Annotated in this window: 2 protein-coding genes; both read right to left on the bottom strand. The window is 36.5% G+C overall.

What is annotated here, in order from left to right; genetic code table 11:
- Positions 1–56 precede the first annotated feature (56 nt).
- The gene (gene gatB/aspS / locus WBQ70_RS05600) at positions 57–3,404 is read right to left on the bottom strand and encodes a bifunctional amidotransferase subunit GatB/aspartate--tRNA ligase AspS (RefSeq protein WP_423911544.1); all 3,348 of its coding nucleotides are present in this window, start codon (positions 3,402–3,404) and stop codon (positions 57–59) included.
- Complete coding sequence (locus tag WBQ70_RS05595; protein ID WP_423911542.1) at positions 3,404–4,801, bottom strand: amidase; 1,398 nt, start codon at positions 4,799–4,801, stop codon at positions 3,404–3,406. Before WBQ70_RS05595 ends, gatB/aspS begins: the two co-directional genes overlap by 1 nt.
- Between the last annotated feature and the right edge of the window lie 25 nt (positions 4,802–4,826).

Genomic DNA, 4,826 nt, shown 5'->3' with positions numbered 1-4,826 from the left:
GATTCTTATCTTTCGATACGAATCCGCTTTTAATTTATTTATAGAAATCAAGAAACCTACTTTCTTATAATCTTCACATTCATTTCTTCAACTTTTCTGTCTGATAGAAGGGATGGTGCTCCAAATAATAAATCTTCACTGGATCCTGTTTTCGGGAAAGCCATTACTTCTCGAATCGATGCTTTTTTCTCCAAAATCATCATCAAACGGTCAATTCCCCAAGCGATTCCTCCGTGTGGTGGTGCACCGTATTGGAAAGCTTTGTACATCGTTCCTACACTCTTCATCATCTCTTCTTTATTATAACCCATATTTCTATAAGTTGCTTCTAAGATTTCTGATTTGTGCGCACGAACCGATCCTCCACCTATTTCATATCCATTTAAGATGATGTCGTATTGTTGTGCAATAATAGTTCCAATTTCGTCTTCATTACCATCCATGTGCTTTTTCAAATCGTAAATCGCAGGCATCGAGAACGGATTGTGTGTAAACGTCCATCTTCCTTCGTCTGTTTTTTCGAACATTGGAAAATCAACTACCCAAGCCGGACGCAATTCCTTTGGATTGATTAAATTCAACATTCGACCCATTTCTTGACGAACAGCATCCAAAGCCTTGTTTGCCGTAGCATAATCTGCTGCCGAGAAGAATACAATATCGCCTACTTGAGCATTAGTCGCTTTGATAATTCCTGCTGCAATTTCTTCGCCTAAGAACTTAATAATCGGTGATTGTAATTCGCCTTCATTCACAATAATATAAGCCAAACCACCCAAACCATGTTGTTGTGCAACCGCTGTCAAGGTTTCGATTTGCCCTTTGGACATACGTTTGTTTCCTTGCTCTTGAGCCGAAACTTTGATACATTTTACAATTCCACCTTCATCAATTGGTTTAGAGAACACTTGAAAAGTCGTTTCTTTTACAATTTCGGTGATGTCTTGCATTTTTAATCCGTAACGTAAATCAGGTCGGTCACAACCATAAAAATCCATCGCATTTTTATAAGTAATCACTTCAAACGGATGTAAAATCCATTTTTTACCGTACACTTTGGCTACTATTTCATTGAACATTTTTGTATTCAAATCGATAATTTGCTGCATACTGGCGTACGCCATTTCGATATCCAACTGCGTAAATTCCGGCTGACGATCTCCACGAGAATCCTCATCTCTGAAACAACGTGCAATTTGGAAATATTTCTCATAACCGCTCACCATCAACATCTGTTTGAACTGTTGTGGGGCTTGCGGTAATGTATAAAACAATCCAGACCCTTTACGAGTCGGAACAATAAATTCACGTGCTCCCTCATCGGTACCAGCACTCAAAATTGGTGTTTCAATTTCTAAGAATTCTTCGTTATCCAACATGTCACGCAATAACTTAATTACTTTATGACGGTTAACAATGGCTCTTCTTACCTCTTCATTTCTGTGATCCAAAAATTTGTATTGAAAACGAATCGCTTCGTTTGTCTTAGCGGCTCTTTTAATTTCGAAAGGCAACGTTTTAGACAAGTTTAAAATCTCTAAAGCAGATGTCTCTAATTCAATTTTACCTGTTCGTAATCCTGCATTAAAATCATCTTCATTACGACCTACTACAATTCCCGTTACTGAAATAACCGATTCTGGCTTCAATTTTACTAACTCATCGATATTAGGAAAAGTTTCTCTACTAATATTAACTTGGAAAATTTCATAACTTGAATCACGTAAATCAATAAACATCAAATCCCCGTGGTCACGCACACTCGCTACCCATCCAGACAACATTACTTCTTCTTTGATGCTTTCTTCGGATAGTTGTGAAATTTTATGTGTTCTGTATGTATCTTTTATAATAATTGGAACTTCAGGAAGGGACTCTTCTTGTGCGGACGAATCACGTACGGACAAGTCGCGGCTTGTCCCTACAATCCCATCGTGTACGGACAGGTCGCGACCTGTCCCTACCGTCCCAACGGCTAAATTATCTAAAATAATTTTACGGATTGCTTTTCCATCGGCGCCTTTACCAACAACAGCCAAAACTTTCCCTACCAAAATTCCAGCTTTACCTTCATTACCCGCTTTGATATCATTGGCAACCCCCTCATTTTCTGAAAGCACTTTCGCAATAACTTCTTGAATTTTATCTTCAGAAATCGTGTTCTCAGCGAAGTATTTATTGTAATCAAATTTTTGATCTTTTAGATACCCTGCAATGGCGTTTTGAACTAAAACTGCCGTGATTTTTTCTGCTTTAAATAAAACAAAAATGGTTTCTAAATGGGCTATATTATGAATTTTAGCATAATCTTCTGCCTTCACATTATTGGCCAATGTTTTAGCTACAAATGAAGGATCATTGATCTTGTTATTTAAAGTTACAAAAGTTCTAGAACGTAAAGCATCTGCCGTGAAAAATTTAGCATCTTGTGGCAAAACACCACCACCAATCAAAATAGACTCCACAGCATATGGCAAGAAGGTTGTATCTACACTGATAGCATCAATCTCAGCTTTGATATTTACAAAAGGTAAATCTGGCTCTGAAATAAAACGGTAATCTGCTTCAAATTCTTTCTTGCGCATTACTTTGGTTTGCTTCAAATCAGCATCCCATAAAACGGTAGTTTGATCAGGTCTAAACTCATTATTTTCGATAAAATAATTGAATTGTTTCTCGACCTCTTCTTTCAAAGCTTCCACCATAAACTTAAACGAGTTCAAGTTTTTGATTTCGGTTCTTGGGTTTAAATCGGCACTATCTTTTTTACGCAAAGAAACCGAAACATCCGACTTGAATTCTCCTTTTTCCAAATTGGCTTCCGAAATTCCTAAATTTTGAACAATACGTTGAATGTATTGTGCGTAAGTAGAAGCGTCTTCGATATTTCTTAGACAAGGTTCTGTAACAATTTCAATCAACGGAACACCTGCTTTATTAAAATCAACTAACGAAATTTTCTTTTCGTGCATCAATTTTGCCGCATCTTCCTCGATGTGAACCTGTGTTAAATTTACCGTAAATTGTGAACCGTCATTACGATAACACGATACGTGACCATCAGGAATAACGGGATTGTGAAATTGTGTTATCTGAATATTTTTCGGGTTATCTGGATATTCGTAATGCTTTCTATCCCAAGAAATTATTTCATTACTAAAAGTAGATTCTACTGCTTTTCCAAAATAAATTGCTTTTGTAATCGCTTCTTTATTTAGAGCAGGCAAAACCCCCATTTGTCCCGTACAAATCGAACATATATTTTGATTAGGTGTTTCTATTTCTTGATTTGGACAAGAACAAAACAACTTGGTTTTGGTATTCAATCGGACGTGTGTTTCAATTCCAATTACCAATTCTAAATCGTGGGCTGTTAAAGCCGCTGTTAATTGTTCCAATTCCATTATAGTGTATCTTTTAAGAAGTTTGCAAATTGCAATACTAATTCATCATTATTTTTTGCTGCTGTAATTTGCAGTCCTGTAGTTGTTCCTTGAGGTACTGTCATTGTTGGCAATTGTCCCAAACTAAACCCAACGGTATACGCATCTGACAAGTACATTGCCAAAGGATCTTTAAGACTGTCTCCAATTTTGGGTGGAGCAGCAGGTGTTACAGGCGAAAGAATAATATCCACCTCTTCGAAATCTTTACTGAAATTTTCTGAAATTTGATCTCTTACAGCCAATCCTTTCAAATAAATTTCATCTGAGAAACCTTGAGACAACACTTGGTTCCCTCCAACAATTCTACGTTTTGTTTCTTCAGAAAAGTTTTCAGAACGTGTAACAGCATAAGTTTCAATTAAATTCTCTGCTTCGATGCGGTTTCCATAATTGGTTCCGTCCAAACGAGATAAATTTGAAGCTGTTTCGGCCATAGCCAAAGTATAATAAGTAGAAACTAAAATATCTGATTTGAAGAAATCCAATTCTTTTACAGTAATTCCTTTGGCTTTTATTTTTTCGATACTTTCCAAGAAATCCGCATTCACTTGCACATCAATGGCTTCACTTTCGATAAAATTTTTAAAATACCCAACCGTTTTTACTTCTGACACTGCAATTGCATCTTCACTTATTTCATGTGAAGCAATAGAGGTTTGATCTTTTGGATCTTTCCCGCTCATCACATTCATTACAATTCGAATATCTTCGATTGATTTTGCTAATGGTCCAACGCAATCTGTAGAAGACGCATAAGCCATTAATCCGAATCTTGAAATTCTCCCGTAAGTTGGTTTAAAACCAAAAATAGCATTGTAACCCGCTGGTTGACGAATCGAACCTCCAGTATCTCCACCAATTGAAAAAACAGTATATTCTTTAGCTACATTCACTGCTGAACCTCCACTAGAACCTCCAGCCACTAATTCTGGATTGATAGCATTTTTCACCGCACCAAAAATCGTGTTTTCACTAGAAGAACCGTGACCAAAACTATCACAGTTTTCTTTTACCAACGGAATCGCACCTGCATCCAATAATTTTTGAATAGCAGTAGCGGTGTAAGGTGATTTGTAATTTTTAAGTAAATCAGAACTTGCTGTTGTATAGGTTCCTTGAACCATGTACACATCTTTAATTCCAAACGGAATTCCTTCTAACAAACCGATTGTTTCTCCGTTTGTTATTTTAGCATCTACTTTCGCTGCTAAATCCAAAGCTAAGGTGTCCAAAGTTGAATTAACGGAATTGAATTTATTTTCTTTAAGCAAGTTCAATTTATCTTGTACTAAAGCCGTACAAGTTATTTCTTTCGACACCAATTTCTGGTGTATTTTTTTTATCTGAGAATCCATTTTATCCTTCTATAACTTTAGCAAC

Source organism: Flavobacterium sp. (assembly GCF_049590715.1).
In the GTDB taxonomy this organism is placed as follows: Bacteria; Bacteroidota; Bacteroidia; order Flavobacteriales; family Flavobacteriaceae; genus Flavobacterium.
The sequence above is the reverse complement of the archived record's forward strand: the minus strand, read 5'-3'. Positions and strand labels throughout refer to the sequence as shown.

Bases quoted from the DNA above. Each gene is read 5' to 3' on its own strand.
- gatB/aspS (WP_423911544.1), bottom strand. From the start codon at position 3,404: ATGGAATTGGAACAATTAACAGCGGCTTTAACAGCCCACGATTTAGAA.
- WBQ70_RS05595 (WP_423911542.1), bottom strand. From the start codon at position 4,801: ATGGATTCTCAGATAAAAAAAATACACCAGAAATTGGTGTCGAAAGAA.